The following is a 506-nucleotide window of genomic DNA, read 5'->3' as shown; positions in this document are numbered from 1 at the left end:
CGGTGCCGGTGGCGAAGATCGTGGTCTCGGTCGGGCCGTACACGATATAGAACGACCGATCCCCCGTCGCCCACCGCGCGACCAACTCCGGACTCACCCGCTCACCACCACACAGAATCGCCCGCAAATCACCCAACCCCACCGGATCCAGCGACTCCAACGCACCCGGAGTAATACACAAATGCGTCACCCGCTCCCGCCGCAACACATCCACCAACTCCACCCCCGCGAACACCCCCGGCGGCGTCACCACCAACGTCGCACCCACCGAAAACGCCAACAACATCTCGATCACCGAAAAATCGAAACTCGGCGTACACAGATGCGACACCCGCGACTCCCGCGACACCCCCCGCACCGCCACCTCATGCTCCACCAACCCCGCCAAACCCGCATGCGTGACCGCCACACCCTTCGGCCTACCCGTCGACCCAGAGGTATAGATCACATACGCCAAATGCAACTCGGTCAACGGACGCACCCGATCCAGATACGACACCGAATGC

The 506-nt window shown here is 63.0% G+C and carries 1 protein-coding gene; it reads right to left on the bottom strand.

Annotation, left to right across the window (positions count from 1 at the left end; translation table 11 throughout):
* Positions 1-472, bottom strand: a 472-nt coding sequence (locus NA4_RS38540; RefSeq protein ID WP_245671815.1) for an AMP-binding protein, incomplete at its 3' end; no start/stop codon positions are given.
* Positions 473-506 lie beyond the last annotated feature (34 nt).

It is taken from the genome of Nocardia amamiensis NBRC 102102 (assembly GCF_001612745.1).
GTDB lineage: Bacteria > Actinomycetota > Actinomycetes > Mycobacteriales > Mycobacteriaceae > Nocardia > Nocardia amamiensis.
This window is presented reverse-complemented; position numbering and strand designations above follow the sequence as displayed.